The sequence below is a fragment of the Halomonas jincaotanensis genome (genome assembly GCF_018448785.1).
Taxonomy (GTDB): Bacteria; Pseudomonadota; Gammaproteobacteria; order Pseudomonadales; family Halomonadaceae; genus Halomonas; species Halomonas jincaotanensis.
The window spans coordinates 55,175-70,189 of record NZ_JAHCLU010000016.1 but is presented as its reverse complement, the minus strand read 5'-3'; the positions used below and the strand labels follow the sequence as shown (position 1 = coordinate 70,189).

General features: G+C 61.7%; 14 protein-coding genes and 2 tRNA genes. 10 read left to right on the top strand and 6 right to left on the bottom strand.

Going from position 1 to position 15,015, the window contains the following annotated elements; all coding sequences use genetic code 11:
- The 3 genes from KG088_RS14580 to KG088_RS14570 all read right to left on the bottom strand — a co-directional run bounded on the left by KG088_RS14580 (position 1) and on the right by KG088_RS14570 (position 1,068).
- A tRNA-Asp gene (locus KG088_RS14580) sits at positions 1-77 on the bottom strand.
- Between the two features lie 41 nt (positions 78-118).
- A tRNA-Val gene (locus KG088_RS14575) sits at positions 119-194 on the bottom strand.
- Positions 195-345: 151 nt separating this feature from the next.
- Positions 346-1,068, bottom strand: coding sequence for an alpha/beta family hydrolase (locus KG088_RS14570; protein ID WP_319941444.1), 723 nt, complete (start codon positions 1,066-1,068; stop codon positions 346-348).
- Between the two features lie 173 nt (positions 1,069-1,241).
- On the opposite strand from KG088_RS14570, the gene ccoN reads away from it, so the two are divergent.
- From ccoN to fnr, 10 genes are all read left to right on the top strand, one after another.
- On the top strand, positions 1,242-2,672 hold the full coding sequence (gene ccoN, locus KG088_RS14565) for a cytochrome-c oxidase, cbb3-type subunit I (protein ID WP_213826546.1): 1,431 nt from the start codon (positions 1,242-1,244) through the stop codon (positions 2,670-2,672).
- Positions 2,673-2,695: 23 nt separating this feature from the next.
- On the top strand, positions 2,696-3,304 hold the full coding sequence (gene ccoO, locus KG088_RS14560; RefSeq protein ID WP_213826543.1) for a cytochrome-c oxidase, cbb3-type subunit II: 609 nt from the start codon (positions 2,696-2,698) through the stop codon (positions 3,302-3,304).
- A gap of 2 nt (positions 3,305-3,306) precedes the next feature.
- The gene (locus KG088_RS19665; RefSeq protein ID WP_250148286.1) at positions 3,307-3,567 is read left to right on the top strand and encodes a cbb3-type cytochrome oxidase subunit 3; all 261 of its coding nucleotides are present in this window, start codon (positions 3,307-3,309) and stop codon (positions 3,565-3,567) included.
- Positions 3,564-4,493, top strand: coding sequence for a cytochrome-c oxidase, cbb3-type subunit III (ccoP, locus tag KG088_RS14550; RefSeq protein ID WP_213826542.1), 930 nt, complete (start codon positions 3,564-3,566; stop codon positions 4,491-4,493). Before KG088_RS19665 ends, ccoP begins: the two co-directional genes overlap by 4 nt.
- A 141-nt stretch (positions 4,494-4,634) precedes the next feature.
- A complete protein-coding gene (ccoG, locus tag KG088_RS14545) occupies positions 4,635-6,068 on the top strand; it encodes a cytochrome c oxidase accessory protein CcoG (RefSeq protein ID WP_250148285.1) in 1,434 nt (477 codons plus the stop codon).
- The gene (locus tag KG088_RS14540; RefSeq protein WP_213826540.1) at positions 6,068-6,589 is read left to right on the top strand and encodes a FixH family protein; all 522 of its coding nucleotides are present in this window, start codon (positions 6,068-6,070) and stop codon (positions 6,587-6,589) included. Before ccoG ends, KG088_RS14540 begins: the two co-directional genes overlap by 1 nt.
- Positions 6,590-6,615: 26 nt before the next feature.
- Entirely contained in the window at positions 6,616-9,099 is a 2,484-nt protein-coding gene (locus KG088_RS14535; RefSeq protein ID WP_213826538.1) for a heavy metal translocating P-type ATPase, read from the top strand.
- On the top strand, positions 9,096-9,377 hold the full coding sequence (ccoS, locus tag KG088_RS19660; RefSeq protein ID WP_250148284.1) for a cbb3-type cytochrome oxidase assembly protein CcoS: 282 nt from the start codon (positions 9,096-9,098) through the stop codon (positions 9,375-9,377). Before KG088_RS14535 ends, ccoS begins: the two co-directional genes overlap by 4 nt.
- A complete protein-coding gene (locus KG088_RS14525; RefSeq protein WP_213826536.1) occupies positions 9,377-10,075 on the top strand; it encodes a sulfite exporter TauE/SafE family protein in 699 nt (232 codons plus the stop codon). Before ccoS ends, KG088_RS14525 begins: the two co-directional genes overlap by 1 nt.
- Positions 10,076-10,230: 155 nt before the next feature.
- Positions 10,231-10,989, top strand: coding sequence for a fumarate/nitrate reduction transcriptional regulator Fnr (gene fnr / locus KG088_RS14520; RefSeq protein ID WP_213826534.1), 759 nt, complete (start codon positions 10,231-10,233; stop codon positions 10,987-10,989).
- A 28-nt stretch (positions 10,990-11,017) separates the two neighbouring features.
- Here the strand turns inward: fnr and ttcA are convergent, their stop codons facing one another.
- The 3 genes from ttcA to KG088_RS14505 form a co-directional block, all read right to left on the bottom strand.
- Positions 11,018-11,941, bottom strand: coding sequence for a tRNA 2-thiocytidine(32) synthetase TtcA (gene ttcA, locus KG088_RS14515; RefSeq protein ID WP_213826533.1), 924 nt, complete (start codon positions 11,939-11,941; stop codon positions 11,018-11,020).
- A 113-nt stretch (positions 11,942-12,054) separates the two neighbouring features.
- A complete protein-coding gene (locus KG088_RS14510; RefSeq protein ID WP_213826531.1) occupies positions 12,055-12,681 on the bottom strand; it encodes a 3'-5' exonuclease in 627 nt (208 codons plus the stop codon).
- A 65-nt stretch (positions 12,682-12,746) separates the two neighbouring features.
- Complete coding sequence (locus KG088_RS14505; protein ID WP_213826529.1) at positions 12,747-14,570, bottom strand: DUF294 nucleotidyltransferase-like domain-containing protein; 1,824 nt, start codon at positions 14,568-14,570, stop codon at positions 12,747-12,749.
- Positions 14,571-15,015: the final 445 nt, after the last annotated feature.

Below are 15,015 nucleotides of genomic sequence, written 5' to 3'. Positions count from 1 at the left end.
TGGCGGACCGGACGGGACTCGAACCCGCGACCTCCGGCGTGACAGGCCGGCATTCTAACCGACTGAACTACCGGTCCACTGCGTGATTTCCACATGATCAGCCATTACCCAGAGGCAATGGTGGGTGGTACAGGGTTCGAACCTGTGACCCCCAGCTTGTAAGGCTGGTGCTCTCCCAGCTGAGCTAACCACCCTTGGTCACGTGGCGCAGAATTCTACAGGGGTACCCAGCAATGTCAACGCTTTTCCCCGCCAAGGCCCAAGGAGCACTGCGCGGAGAAACATCGACCATTCATCGACTTGCCGACGACCCAAAGATAACGTTGTATTCTCGTAGCATGGCATTCATGACGCCCTGGCCATGAAAGAGGCAATGGCCCCGGCAGCCTCCTGGATCAAATCAAGCTGGACACGTCCTGAACTGCGGCGCGGCTTCCAGTCATGATCGCCATCCTCCAGCCAATGCAGTACCACGTTGTCCGGCAGAGAATAGCCACTCGCCTCGTCTTGACTACCGAAGGGGTCGCGGGTGCCCTGCACCACCAGCGTCGGGCAGGCAATCAGTGGCCAGTGCGACAAGCGTAGCGTGTCCGGCTTGCCGGGGGGGTGAAAGGGATAACCGCAGAGCACCAGGCCCGCGGCAGTGTCCCGGGCAGCCAGTAGGCTAGCCGCTCGCCCACCCATGGATTTGCCACCAACCCACAGCGGCGGCAGGTCATTATGTGACATGGTGTCGCACCAGCGCGCCAGTTCGTCGACCAGTCGATCGATCCTGGGCGGAGGACGTCGGCGTGCCTCATGGCGCATCTGCTGCAGGTAGGCGAACTCCATTGCCAGAGTCTGAACCCCGGTCTCGGCCAGGGCATGACGCAGCTGATCAAGGAACACCGAATCCTGTCCAGCCCCCGCGCCATGGGCGATTAACAGGCGTCCCAGGCGTGCCTCGCCGCGCACCGCCAATGGTCCCAACCCATCGACCCACCATGCACCCACCTCACCCGAACGTAGAAATTCGAGAAGCTGTTGACGTGAAATTCGCGGTTCGTTCTGGTAAAAAAAAGTTGTCACGCTACCACCTTCTCGAGTTCATGCACCGCTATATTGACATGTTCAGGCGAGACCGCGGTGCGATAGCATCCATATTTCTGACATGATCTTGACCTGCATCATCCTGCGAGAGGCCGCCACGGGGCACAATGCCGGGGGGTCGACCCCAACACCGCATTCGATGGGAACCTGACATGAGCACAGCACTTGAACACCCGACCTACAACTACACGGTAGTTCGGCAGTTCGCGATCATGACGGTAGTTTGGGGCATCGTAGGCATGCTCCTCGGTGTCGTCCTTGCCGCACAACTGGTCTGGCCGGAACTCAATCTGGGGCTGCCTTGGACGAGTTTCGGCCGCCTGCGGCCGCTGCACACCAATGCTGTGATTTTCGCCTTCGGTGGCTCGGCGTTGTTTGCGACGTCCTATTACGTCGTCCAGCGCACCTGTCAGACGCGCCTTTTCTCGGACAAGCTCGCGGCCTTTACCTTCTGGGGTTGGCAGGCGGTGATTCTCTCGGCGGTGATTTCACTACCCCTTGGCTATACCACCACCAAGGAATACGCCGAGCTGGAATGGCCGATTAATATTTTGATCGCAGCAGTGTGGATCAGCTACGCCATTGTCTTCCTGATGACCATCAAGTTGCGCAAGACCTCGCACATTTACGTCGCCAACTGGTTCTTCGCTGCCTTCATCCTGACAGTGGCGGTGTTGCACATCGTCAACAACGCCGCCATCCCGGTCACCGCCATGTACTCGACGTCCATTTACGCCGGCACGATCGATGCCATGGTGCAATGGTGGTACGGTCACAACGCCGTGGGTTTTTTCTTGACCGCAGGGTTTCTGGGCATGATGTATTACTTCGTGCCCAAGCAGGCCGAGCGGCCGATCTACTCCTATCGTCTCTCGATCGTGCACTTCTGGGCATTGATCATGGTTTACATGTGGGCCGGGCCGCACCATCTGCACTACACCGCCCTGCCGAACTGGGCGCAGTCGCTGGGCATGATCATGTCGATCATCCTGCTGGCGCCCTCCTGGGGCGGTATGATCAACGGCATGATGACGCTATCGGGCGCCTGGCATAAGCTGCGTACCGACCCGACCCTGCGCTTTCTGGTCGTAGCGCTGTCGTTCTACGGCATGTCGACCTTCGAGGGTCCGATGATGGCGGTGAAGACGGTCAACGCTCTCTCCCACTACACTGACTGGACCATCGGTCACGTGCATGCTGGAGCACTCGGCTGGGTGGCGATGATCACCATTGGCTCGATGTATCACCTGATTCCGCGCCTGTTCGGCCGCACAGAGATGCATTCGGTCAACCTGATCGCCGTGCATTTCTGGCTCGCCACCATCGGCACCGTGCTCTATATCGCCGCCATGTGGGTCAACGGCATCCTGCAAGGGCTGATGTGGCGTGCCATCAACGCTGACGGCACGCTGATGTACACCTTCGTCGAGTCTGTCGAGGCCAGCGGCCCGGGGTATATCGTGCGCCTGATCGGCGGCTTGTGCTGGGTCGCCGGCATGCTGATCATGGCTTACAACGTGACGATGACCGTCAAGCGCAGCGATGCTGCTGATGCTCGCCAACCGCTTGCGCAGACCGCCTGAGCCAACCGGGGAACCCGACAGCAATGAAACATGAGATCGTCGAAAAGAACGTCGGCCTGCTGGCAGTGTTGATTCTGGTGGTGATCAGTTTCGGCGGCCTCGCCGAGGTCGTGCCGCTGTTCTTCCAGAAACAGACCACCGAACCCGTCGAGGGGCTCGAGCCGCTCAGCGCCCTGGAGCTGGAAGGCCGCGGTATCTATCGCCGTGAGGGCTGCGTGGGCTGCCATTCCCAGATGGTGCGCCCCTTCCGTGCCGAGACCGAACGCTACGGGCACTACAGCGTGGCCGGTGAATCGGTCTACGAGCACAACTTCCTGTGGGGCTCCAAACGCACCGGCCCTGACCTGGCCCGCGTGGGCGGTCGCTATAGCGATGATTGGCACCGTGCCCATATGTACAATCCGCGCGACGTGGTGCCGGAATCGATCATGCCGGCCTATCCTTGGCTATTCGAGAACACCCTGGATGGCCAGGACACCCCGGCCAAGATGCGCGCCCTACGCACTGTCGGTGTGCCCTATACCGATGAGCAGATCGACGGCGCCACAGAGGCGGTGCGCGGTGAGCAGGAGATCACCGCCCTGATTGCCTACCTGCAACAACTGGGTACCGTACTCGAGGGAACGCGCTGATCATGGATACCGGCACCTTCCGCGGCATCATTACCGGCCTTTTGATCATCGCGTTTCTGGGACTGACGTTCTGGGCCTATTCGAAGCGCCGCAAGCCCGACTTTGACGAGGCGGCCAATTTGCCCTTCGCCGATGACCAGCCCTCCTTCGACGAAGAGAGACCCTCGACTGATGACACGCGAACCTCGTCCGACGATCGCCGCCGCGACACCGATCCTCGACATGGCGGGCCCCAAGAGAACCAGGGAGACAAGAACACATGAATTACCTTTGGAATGACTCCCTTTCCGGCTTCTGGAGTGCCTGGGTCATCGTCATCACCCTTGGCTCCATCGGTTTTGCCTTCTGGCTGCTCTATGCTAATCGTCGCACCGACAAGACCCCGGACGCCGAGGGCAACGTCGAAACTACCGGCCATGCCGCCGATGGCATCGAGGAGTACGACAACCCATTGCCACGCTGGTGGTTCCAGCTTTATGTCGCCACGGTAGTATTCGCACTGGGTTACCTGTTGCTCTATCCAGGGCTCGGAAACTTCGCCGGGGTACTGGGCTGGACTCAGGAAGGCCAGTGGGAAGAAGAGGTCGCCGAGGCGGAGGAGCGCTTCACGCCGATCTTTGCCCAGTACGAAGAAATCCCCATTCCCGACCTGGCGGAGGACGAGGAGGCAATGCGGGTGGCGGAGCGGATCTACCTCAACAACTGTGCGGTCTGTCATGGCTCCAACGCCCGTGGTGGCTATGGCTTCCCCAATCTGACTGATGACAACTGGCTCTACGGTGGCGAACCCGAGGCGCTTCTGACCACGCTGCATCAAGGGCGTAACGGCCTGATGCCCTCCTGGCAGCAGCTGGGCGCGAACAACATCGAGAACCTGACTCAGCACGTGCTGGCTCTCTCCGACCTCGAACATGAAGAGGAGCGTGCCGACCAGGGCGCCGCGGTGTACGCCTCGGTTTGCGCCGCCTGTCATATGCCCGACGGCACCGGCAATCAAGCATTGGGCGCACCCAATCTGACCAACGATATTTGGCTCTACCAGGCGCCGGGGCAAAGCGTAGCCGACTCGATTCGCCAGACCCTGCGCAATGGTCGCAACGGTCACATGCCGGCTCAGGCATCTTATATCGGCGAGGAGCGCGTCCACCTCGTAGCCGCCTACGTCTACAGCCTACGGTTAGAGGAATAGTCTGCGCTCTGTTCGCCCTATGGGTTTACGGAATAACGGCAGCAGGGTGCGGCCACGGGTCGCATTCTGGGCCGCGACATGGGAGGCTCGCTATAATGACTGTTGCCATCCTGTCCGCGCTGCCACTGTCATGAGCCTGCCATGAGCGACCAGATTCCGACCCGTGACGTCACATCCGACGCCGTAGGGCATCACGCCCCTCAGGCGACCGTTACTCAGGAAATGTACGCCAGTCGGCGCCATCTCTACGTGCGTGAGATCAAGGGAGCCTTCCAGCGCCTGCGCCGCAGCACCAACTGGGCCTTGATGCTGGGGTTTTTCCTGTTGCCCTGGGTCAACTGGGGTGACCGGCCAGCCATCTGGTTCGACCTGCCCGGGCGTGAGTTCCATATCTTCGCCGCCACCTTCTATCCGCAGGAATTCATCCTGCTCTCCTGGCTCTTGATCATCTGCGCCTTCGGCCTGTTCTTCATCACGGTATTCGCCGGCCGCGTCTGGTGTGGTTACACCTGCCCGCAGAGCGTGTGGACCTTCCTTTACATCTGGGTGGAACACCGCATCGAAGGTAGCCGAAACCAGCGTATCAAGCTCGACAGACAGCCGATGACGGTCGACAAGGCACGCCGCAAGACGGCCAAGCACGTCATCTGGCTCGCCATCGCCCTGGCCACCGGGGTGACCTTCGTCGGCTACTTCACGCCGATTCGTGACTTGGTCGTTGCCCTGCCAACCCTCGATGCCAGTGGCTGGGCCTACTTCTGGGTCGGATTTTTCACCGTCTTCACCTATCTCAATGCCGGCTGGCTGCGTGAGCAGGTCTGCATCTACATGTGCCCCTACGCCCGCTTCCAGTCGGTGATGTTCGATGCCAACACCCTGATCGTCTCCTACGATGAGGCCCGCGGCGAACCCAGGGGCGCGCGCCGCAAGAGTCTATCGCACCAGGAGGCGCGTGCGGCGGGTCATGGCGACTGCATCGATTGCGACCTTTGCGTACAGGTCTGCCCCACCGGTATCGACATTCGCAACGGCCTGCAATACGAATGCATCTCCTGCGCGGCCTGCATCGACGCCTGCGACAGCGTGATGGACAAGATGGGGTATCCCCGTGGACTGATCCGCTATACCACCGAGAATGCCCTTGAAGGCAGGCCCAGCCGGATCCTCCGCCCACGCTTGCTGGGCTATCTCGCCGCCCTGCTGGTGATGATCAGCGTCTTCGCCTGGGCCGTTGCCGACCGCACACCGCTGGGCCTGGACATCGAGCGCGAACGCAGCCGGCTCTTCCAGACGACGCGTGACGGCCAGATCAGCAATGTCTACACCCTCACGGTTCGCAACCTGGACAACCAGGACCATGACTATCGGCTAAGCGTCTCGGGGTTACCGGGACTGACACTGGACACCGACCGGATCAGCGTACCCGCCGGGGAGGCACGCCAGCTGGTCGTCGAGGCCAGAGTAGACCCCGAGGCGCTCGCGCTTCCCAGCCAGGAAATCCTGATGCGCCTCGAGGCCGTGAACGACGACATCTCGATCGAGCAGGAAAGCCGCTTTCTGGGAGAAACCCGCTGATGAGTTCATCCCCCCCCTCCCCCCAGCCTTGGTACAAGCAGTTCTGGCCCTGGTTCCTGATCGGCCTGTTACTGTCGTCCATTGTCGTCAGCACAAGCTTCGCGGTGCTCTCGGTTCGCTCCTTCGACGGCATGGTCCAGGAGGATTACTACGAGCATGGCAAGGCGATCAACATGGTGCTGGCCAAGCAACAACACGCCGCCGACCTCAACCTAGCCGCCACACTACGCATCGACCCCATGACCAGCGATGTGGTGCTCGACCTGACGGGCAACGACCGCCCGGAGCGCCTGATGCTCAAGTTCATCTTTCCCACCGAGGCCGACCGCGACCAGGAACTGATCCTGGAGCACGTACGCGAGGGTCGCTACCTGGGCCAGGCGCCCGACAATTTCCGCTACCGCTGGTATCTGCAGCTTCAGCCTGACCAGGAAACACCCGCCTGGCGTCTGGTCGGCGAAGGCCGCTTTCCCGATGAAAGTGAAGTTGCTCTGACCCCGGGACGCGCGGCCGACGCCTGATGAGTGGCGCCCCTGACCGAGCGACAATGACCATCACATCTTCCCCAGCCCCTGCCGCCACCGCGACCCCAGAGTGCTATCACTGTGGCAGCCTGGTGCCCGATGGGGCGCCCTGGTCGATCACCTTCGACGAGCAGCGCCATCCGCTGTGCTGCCCCGGCTGCGAGGCGGTGGCTCACGCTATTGTCGACGGTGGACTGGGCAGCTACTACCGCTTTCGCACCGAACTTCCCGAACGCCCCGAGGATCGCCAGGCCGCCGATGCCGACACCTGGGCGGTTTTCGACGACCCGGGGTTGCAGCGCCGCTTCGTTCATCCCGAGGCCGGTGCCGAGGGGCGGGTCCAGGCCACCCTGGCGGTCGACGGCATCACCTGCGCGGCGTGTGCCTGGCTGATCGAGCACCGTCTCAACGCGCTGGAGGGGGTCGACACCAGCGCGGTCAACCTGACCCACCATCGGGTGCGCATCAGCTGGGACCCACAGCGTCTCAAGCTGTCGCGCCTGCTCGCCGAAATGGCCGCCATCGGCTATCCGGCCCAGCCCTACGAGCCCGACCAGGCACAACAGCGCCTGCAGCATGAAGAACGCATGACCGTACGCCGGCTGATTGTCGCCGCCGTTGGAATGATGCAGGTCATGATGTTTTCCATCCCGATCTACGTGTCCGACCCCGGCGAGCTCAGCGCCGATTTTCACGCCCTGTTCCACTGGCTATCCTTCGCCTTGGCGACTCCGGTGGTGCTGTTCTCGGCCCAGCCCTTCTTTCGTAACGCTGCCCGCGACCTGCGCACCCGGGTGATGGGCATGGACGTTCCGGTTTCGCTGGCCATCGGCGGCGCCTATCTGGCCAGCGGCTATGCCGTCATCAGTGGCACCGGCGAGGTCTACTTCGATTCGGTGGCCATGTTCACCTTCTTCCTGCTGTTTGGGCGTTACGTGGAAGCTCGCGCCCGGCGCCGCAGCGGCCACACCGGCAATGCGCTCTCGGGCGCCCTGCCGCTCTCGGCAACACGACTGACCGCCGAGGACGAGGAGCGCATCCTGCCGGCCAGCGAACTGGTCGCCGGCGACCGGGTGCTAGTCAAGCCCGGCCATGGCGTACCGGCCGACGGGGTGATCGAAAGCGGCGAGTCGAGCCTCGATGAGTCCATGCTCACCGGCGAAACGCTGCCGGTGACGCGCCGGGCCGGGGACCTCGTCACCGGGGGCAGCCAGAACGTCGAGAGCCCGCTGGTGGTGCGCGTCACACATGCCGGACGCGACGCCCGTATCGCCGGCATCGTCGATCTCACCGACCGCGCCTTTGCCAGCCGTCCGCGTATTGCCCAGCTCGCCGCCCGCATGGCGCACCTGTTCGTGCTGCGGTTATTGCTGGTTACCGTGGGGGTCGCCATCGCCTGGTGGTTCATCGACCCGACACGGGTACTCTGGGTCACGCTCTCGGTCCTGGTGGTGACCTGCCCCTGCGCCCTGGCCCTGGCGACTCCCACGGCGCTGACCGCCGGCCACGGCCAGCTGCGCCGTCGTGGCGTACTGGTCACCCGAGCCAATGCCATCGAGACGCTCTCACAGCTCGACCGAGTGATCTTCGACAAGACCGGCACCCTGACACGTGGCGAGATGCTGCTGGCGGAGACTCGTCCCCTGGGGGACCTGGCGAGCGACGAAGCCCGCGCCCTGGCGGCCGCCCTTGAGGCGCACTCCGAACACCCCATCGCCCGTGCCTTTCACCCCTGGAAAGCGTCAGCGCGGCGAGCCCGCAATGTCACCAGCGTTACCGGCCAGGGCCTTCAGGGCGAATTCGAAGGCCAGACCTGGCGCCTTGGCAAGCCGGACTTCGCGGTGCCCGACGCCCCGCCCGCGCCACCCGGCGAGGGACAGTGGCTACTGCTCGCCGAAGCCGGCGAGCCGCGCGCCTGGTTTGGCCTCACGGACCCGCTGCGCGAGGATGCTGCACAGGCCATTGCTGCCCTGAAGGCGCAGGGCCTGGAGGTCGAGCTGCTCTCTGGCGACACCGCCATAGCGGTCCGCCCATTGGCCGACCGGCTGGGGCTCGACACCTGGCAGGCCTGCACCGGCCCTGAGGACAAGCTCGAGCATATCCGTCATCGCCAGGCGCTGGGCGAGACGGTGGCGATGGTCGGCGACGGCATCAATGACGTGCCGATCCTCGCTGGCGCCGATGTCTCCATTGCCATGAACGACGCCACCGATCTCGCCCGGACCAGCGCCGATGCGGTCTTGCTCGGCCCCCGGCTCATGCGTATCGTCGAGGCCATCGAGATCAGCCGGGCCACCCGGCGCATCATCCGTCAAAACCTCGTCTGGTCGGTCTGCTATAACGCCACGGCATTGCCACTGGCCGCCATCGGCATCGTACCGCCCTGGCTGGCAGCCATCGGCATGTCGGCAAGCTCTCTGGTCGTGGTCGGCAACGCCCTGCGCCTGACCCGCTTTCGCGTCGCGCCACCACCTGCCGAGCCGCGCCCACGCCTGGTGAATGCATGAGCATCCTTTATTTGCTGATTCCCTTGTCGCTGATACTGCTGGGGCTAGCCGTGTGGGCGTTCTTCTGGGCAGTAAAGCATGACCAGTTCGACGACCTCGAGGGGCCCGCCTATCGCATTCTCTTCGACGAGGACGAGAACGACCTGCCCCCGGAGGCACGCCAGCGCCGACAGCAACCTGACAGCGACGACGCCGAAGACACTCAAGACACCTCTCGAGCCAGCACCGATACGGCTAGTCTCGGTAAAGATCGACCCAAGCCGGATCGCGACACCTGATGGACCCCACAGGCCTCGACCTCTCGCCCCTGGCCGCGGCGTTCGTCTTTGGCCTGCTCGGCGGCGCCCACTGCATCGGCATGTGTGGTGGCATCATGAGTGCTCTGACCTTCGCCGTACCGCCCAGCATGCGCCATCCCGCGCGGCTCACCGGCTTGCTGCTCGGCTATAACCTTGGCCGCATCGCAAGCTACATGACGGCTGGAGCGCTGGTCGCCACACTAGGAACGCTGGTCGCCATCACCCCCGCTGCCCGATTGGTGCTCCAGGGCCTGGCCGCAGTGATGCTGATCCTGATGGCGCTGTATATCGCCAACTGGTGGAAGGGCCTGCTCAAGGTCGAGGCCGTCGGCCGGCGCCTGTGGCGGCACCTGGAGCCGGTGGGCCGGCGGCTGATGCCAGTGGTCAAGGTACCCCAGGCAATCGCCTTGGGCGCCGTCTGGGGCTGGCTGCCCTGCGGGTTGGTCTACTCCATGCTGGCCTGGAGCCTCGCTGTGGCCGACCCGCTGCATGGGGCGGCACTGATGGGCGCCTTCGGCCTGGGCACGCTGCCCGCGCTGCTCGCCACGGGATTCGCTGCCCGCCAGCTCGGCACGCTGATTCGCCACCCGGCCACGCGCAGCCTCGCCGCCCTGACGATCATTGCCTTCGCCCTCTGGCAGCTCTGGTCGCTTATGCCCAACCACGCACACGGCTGATGCAAGCGCGACGGTAGCCGGGAAATCTTCTAGACTGTTCTTGATCGAGATCAAATCATTACTTGATCTCGATCAACCAGGAATGCTCTGCTGCGCGGAAACGCCATCCCCATAAGGGGCAGCCGAAGTTTCAAGGAGAACGGGAGAGAATGAGCATGCCTGATACCACCGCCGACAAGCAGCGCTCCATGCTCAACGAGGCGCGTTGTCAGACTTGCAGCCTCAGCTCGCTTTGCCTGCCACTGGCCCTCGAATTTCCCGACATGGACCAGTTCGACGCCATCATTCGTCGGCGTACACCGCTCAAGAAGGGTGAGGCGTTGTTCCTGCAGGACGTGCCCTTCACCAGCCTCTACGCGGTTCGCTCCGGCAGCCTCAAACAGGTGACCACGGAAGGCTGCGGCGAGGATCAGCTAACCAACTTCTACTTGCCCAGCGAACTGGTCGGCCTGGACGGCATCGACGAGGCACGCTATCCAGGCTCGGTGATCGCGCTGGAAACCACCACCGTCTGCGAGATCCCTTTCGATCGCCTGGACTCACTCTCCCAGGAGATTCCCGAGCTGCGGGGCCAGCTTTTTCGCACCATGAGCAAGGAACTGCGTGACGACCGCCGCATGATGCGGCTGCTCTCACGCAAGACCGCGGATCAACGCTTGGCCTCATTCCTGGTGAGTTTATCCGAGCGTTTCCGGCGCCGTGGCTACTCGCCCTATAGCTTTCGCCTCTCGATGTCTCGCGCCGATATCGGCAATTATCTGGGGCTTGCGGTGGAAACCGTGAGCCGAATCCTTAACCGTTTCCAGCGACAGACCCTAGTGGCTGTCTCGGGGCGTGAGGTGCATATCCTCGACCTGGATAGCTTGAGCCGCGTCGCAGATGAACAAGGCGTCGACTCGCCTTGCGCTCACTAATCGATCTTGGTTTGCGGTCATTGCCTGACTAATGCTTCAGAGCGTTGACAATATCGATCCTGTCGGCCTGCATGCGGGCCTGTTTGTCTTCGAGACCCGCAAAGTCGAACAGATCTCGATCGGCAAGTTGTGACGGGGCGACCTGAGTCACCGCCTTGAACATGCTTTCCAATCGTCCGGGGTGCGCCTTTTCCCACTCCGCCAGCATTTCCTTGACGACCTGGCGCTGCAGGTTGGGCTGGGAGCCGCAAAGATTGCAGGGAATGATCGGGAACTCCATCAGCCGCGCGAACTCGGCAATATCCGCCTCGCGACAATAGGCCAGCGGCCGGATAACAATGTTACGTCCGTCGTCGGAAAGCAGCTTCGGTGGCATCGCCTTGAGGCTGCCGCCAAAGAATAGGTTGAGAAATAGTGTCTCGAGGATATCCTCCCGGTGATGACCGAGCGCAATCTTGGTCGCCCCGATGTCTTGGGCGAAACCATAGAGCGACCCTCGACGCAGTCGCGAACATAGCGCGCAGGTCGTCTTGCCCTCGGGTGTCTTCTCCTTGACCACCGTGTAGGTATCGCGCTCCAGGATATGGTACTCGGCACCGATTCCCTCGAGATACTCGGGCAGTACATGTTCGGGAAAGCCCGGCTGCTTCTGGTCCATATTCACGGCCACCAGCGAGAAACTGACCGGCGCGTTGCGCTGAAGGTTGCGCAGGATCTCCAGCAAGGTGTAGCTGTCCTTTCCACCGGACAAGCAGACCATCACCCGATCGCCTTCACGAATCATATCGTAATCGATGATGGCATGCCCCACCTGCCGCCGCAGACGCTTCTGCAGCTTGTTGAACTCACTGCGACTCTTGCCAGGGTCGAGGCCGTCCCGGGTCACAGGTTTCTCGTCGCAGGGAGATCGTGAGTCAATGGAGCGAGGATCGAAGTTCAGGGCATCTTGCATGGTCGGTTCACTGCCAGAGCGGCTGGAAATGGTGGGCGCTTATCCTATCATCGCCGCCGCTCGCTGGCGACGTGAGCCCCACTCTGGCCGCCACAAGGCGTGTGAGTGGTGTCTCAAGAACTGCGTTTAGACAGCATGGCGCCGCGTTCCAGGCGCAAGTAAATTAGTGCAGTGGTCACGGCATCGCCCAGTGCGGTGTGGCGCCCCATTACCGGCACTCCGAGCGTCTCGGCGACCCGTTCGAAGCACAGGCGAGGCTCAACCTCGGGGTGGCCGCGACGAAGCTGGCGGGCATAGGTCTGGGCCACATCGATGCCGGCATTGGGCAGCTCGAAACCAAAGCGCGGACGTAGTTCACGATTGAGAATCGCCAGATCGAAACCCAGATGCCAACCCACCAGGGGGCGATTGCCAATGAAGTCGAGAAAACTGGTGAGTGCAGACCCGACCGTCTCGCCATCCATCAGATCAACGCCGCGCAGGCCATGAATGCGGATCGAATCGCCGCTGAGGCTCGCGGGACGTGACAGACGCAGATCGAGTGAGTCGCTGGTGAGCACCCGATCATCGCGAATCTTGACCGCCGCAAGCGATACCAACTCGGCGCGACGCGTATCGATTCCGGTCGTCTCGCAATCGATGACCACCAGCTCATCACCGGTATAGGGGTGAAACAGCCAGGCGTAATCTCCACCCGCCTGGCGGCGTCGGTCGGCAGCCCGACGCAGTATCTTCAGCATCTACGCGCTCCTTGTCGTCCTAATCGCCGGCCAGTGATCGCCTTCTGACGGCCGATAGTGACGTCTCATGAATATTCCAGGTGATAGCGGTGCGAGAGACGCTGCTTGAAATCCTTGACGATATGCAGAGCTTCGCGAAGCAGGTCGCGCTCCAGGGACGACAGTTCTTGCACCACGACACGATCGGGGTTGTTACTGTCGCCCTGGGCATCGTCGATACGGGCCAGCTGTTGCCTGAGCCTGAGCTCCGTGAATAACGACAGGGCCTCACCTAGATCGTCGGCAAAGTCACGCTTCAGGCGCCCGTCTTCCGCTAGGGCGTCGAGGCGTTCCAGCGTCGAGGTGACGTGAATACGGCGCTCCATCGCCAGCGTGCGCACGCCGTGAACAATAGGAAAAATTCCCCCTTTCTTGATATCGATACCGTGCTGCTGCTTCTTCAGGGAGCCGAACAGCGTCAAAGGCGTCGAGAACCGCAGGGTAGTACGCGCGAAATAAGACAGCAGAATCTCGTCTCGCGAGCAGCGCTCGAAGAGCTCCTCGCGCACCCGGTCAAGCAGTATCGGATTGCCGGCGACGGCATGCGAATCGAGCATGATGGCGAGTTTCATCAGGCTATCGCCATCGCGTGTCGCCGCCCAGTGAGCGATGCGGGCTCGCCATTCGCTCTCGGTGGCAACCCACTCGGGGTTGGAAACCATGATATTGCCGGGACAGGGCGGATACCCCAGCTTGATCAGCGTTTCGGTCAGCTGCTGCATTTGCTCGGCGCAGTCGGGCCAATCCACATCATCGGCGAGAACCAGGCCATTATCCTGGTCAGTCTTGAGGATCTGCTCACCGCGCCCTTCGCTACCCATCACCATCAGGCAGCTGTCAGCGTGGTAGCGCTCATCGATCACAAAGCTCCACGCCTTGCTCATGATGCGACCGTTCAGTGCCGAGAGCAGGCCCATGGCGAAGCGCAGGTTGACCCCCTGGGCCATTAGCGCCTTCACCAGCTCGGGGGTTCGCCGACTGGCGGCGGCCAATGCCTCGAGGCTGTTGGCCTGCTCGACCTGCAGAGTAACGACATAACTACGACTGGAAAAGAAACTGAGTACATCAGTGATTTCCACGACGCCCACCGGACGCTTCCGGTCGATGACCACCACCCGTTCCACCTTGAAGCGAGTCATCAGGACCAGCACTTCGAACAGATACTGTTCTGGCGCCACGCTGACCAGCTCGAAATGGGCAATGCTCTGAACCGGACTGTCCTGCGCCAACCCTTGCAGCACGAGGGCGTTGAGCAGGTCGGTCTTGGTGATCATACCGGCCCCCCGCTGGCTTTCCACCAGCAGACTGTCGGCATGACTCTCGTGCAAGGTAGTCACCGCCTCGGTAATAGTGGCCGTCTCGCCAACACAAAGCGGCTCACGCATGCATTCACTCACCTTGGCAAGCATGAAACCTGCCATGGTCACGCCACCCTCGGCACGCTGCTCGGTCAGCAGACGCGCCTTGTGGGATAGCGTCTGACGGAAGAATTCATTGAAAGGAGGATAGTCATCACATAATTGCAGGAATAGCCCCTTGGGCAAGAGGTAACAGAGACTCTCCTGCTCGGCACGAAAACGGTAGCGGCTTTTACCGTTGATGATGCTGATGGCACCGAAAAGATCGCCGGCAGTGTAGTGGCCAATGCGTGACTGGTTGCTGGGCAGGGTAGGATCCAGCTCCGCGACTTCACCCTTGTGAATAATGAAGACGTACTCCCCGGGCTGGCCCGTTTCGAGAATGATCTCGTCGCGATCGAAATAGGCCAAGTCAATGCCACTACGGATACGCTCGCGCCCCTCCTCGTCGAGAAAGGTGAAAGGCGGCTGGGAGAGATCGACCTCGACCATGGGGGTGTCCTCGTTAGGCGGCCGTCAGGACCCCAAGGGGATAGCGGGAGATCACAGCCGCGAAGATTTCACGATAGCAAAGTCGTGTTTCAGGAAAGAAGCTAGACGATCGTCCTATTTGTTGGTGTTAGACCATTGGCTGAAGCCTCACGAAAGGTAACACTCACCGGCGCGTCTGGTGCCTAGACAATCGTCCAATGTCTCCTCACAAAAAAACCGGGCATAACGATACAATAAAATTTTATCCTATTGATTAAAAAGGAGTTACCAGGAGCGAAGACGATTAACCTTTTTCTCATGATACCAAAGTCTGGGATTTATTTTGGGCACTCATTGCCCACTATTCAGCAGTGTGAAACTCAGGGGCAATCGCACGTCGACAAGACGTCTCGTCACCCGATAAGCAGCCCGATACGCGGGCACCATGTCGGCGAGAAGAAATGAC

Coding starts and splice junctions, on each gene's coding strand:
- ccoG (WP_250148285.1), top strand. CDS start 4,635: ATGAGCGACCAGATTCCGACCCGTGACGTCACATCCGACGCCGTAGGG.
- KG088_RS14535 (WP_213826538.1), top strand. CDS start 6,616: ATGACCATCACATCTTCCCCAGCCCCTGCCGCCACCGCGACCCCAGAG.
- KG088_RS14525 (WP_213826536.1), top strand. CDS start 9,377: ATGGACCCCACAGGCCTCGACCTCTCGCCCCTGGCCGCGGCGTTCGTC.
- KG088_RS14540 (WP_213826540.1), top strand. CDS start 6,068: ATGAGTTCATCCCCCCCCTCCCCCCAGCCTTGGTACAAGCAGTTCTGG.
- ttcA (WP_213826533.1), bottom strand. CDS start 11,941: ATGCAAGATGCCCTGAACTTCGATCCTCGCTCCATTGACTCACGATCT.
- ccoO (WP_213826543.1), top strand. CDS start 2,696: ATGAAACATGAGATCGTCGAAAAGAACGTCGGCCTGCTGGCAGTGTTG.
- ccoP (WP_213826542.1), top strand. CDS start 3,564: ATGAATTACCTTTGGAATGACTCCCTTTCCGGCTTCTGGAGTGCCTGG.
- KG088_RS19665 (WP_250148286.1), top strand. CDS start 3,307: ATGGATACCGGCACCTTCCGCGGCATCATTACCGGCCTTTTGATCATC.
- ccoN (WP_213826546.1), top strand. CDS start 1,242: ATGAGCACAGCACTTGAACACCCGACCTACAACTACACGGTAGTTCGG.
- KG088_RS14505 (WP_213826529.1), bottom strand. CDS start 14,570: ATGGTCGAGGTCGATCTCTCCCAGCCGCCTTTCACCTTTCTCGACGAG.
- KG088_RS14510 (WP_213826531.1), bottom strand. CDS start 12,681: ATGCTGAAGATACTGCGTCGGGCTGCCGACCGACGCCGCCAGGCGGGT.
- ccoS (WP_250148284.1), top strand. CDS start 9,096: ATGAGCATCCTTTATTTGCTGATTCCCTTGTCGCTGATACTGCTGGGG.
- fnr (WP_213826534.1), top strand. CDS start 10,231: ATGCCTGATACCACCGCCGACAAGCAGCGCTCCATGCTCAACGAGGCG.